General features: G+C 41.3%; 1 protein-coding gene. It reads right to left on the reverse strand.

Annotation, left to right across the window (positions count from 1 at the left end; all coding sequences use genetic code 11):
• A partial coding sequence (locus A3756_RS02465; protein WP_255376501.1) for an EscU/YscU/HrcU family type III secretion system export apparatus switch protein occupies positions 1–309 on the reverse strand: 309 nt, incomplete at its 3' end.
• Positions 310–312 lie beyond the last annotated feature (3 nt).

A 312-nucleotide genomic window follows, 5' to 3' on the forward strand; every position in this document is an offset into this window, starting at 1 on the left:
CTCTGGCTTACCTTCCGTGTCCTTGAATTCGTCTTTCACTTCCTGCTTCGTCATCTTCAGATTTTTTGTATGATCAAATATCTGAAAAGGTACATCAATCATAGCGATCACGATCATCGTACATGCTAAATAGAAAAAACCCCACCCCAGTATTTTGGAAGCTGTTTCCATTGCTGAAATTACATTTTGATCGGCAAGCCCGATAAGCGTTGGCAATTGCGAGTGAATAATCAAAACTGCAACTGCGACAACCAATGACACCTTTGCAATCGCCTTTATGAGCTCCACTAAGGACTTGAGGGAAAACATCTT

The sequence above is a fragment of the Oleiphilus sp. HI0086 genome, assembly GCF_001635225.1.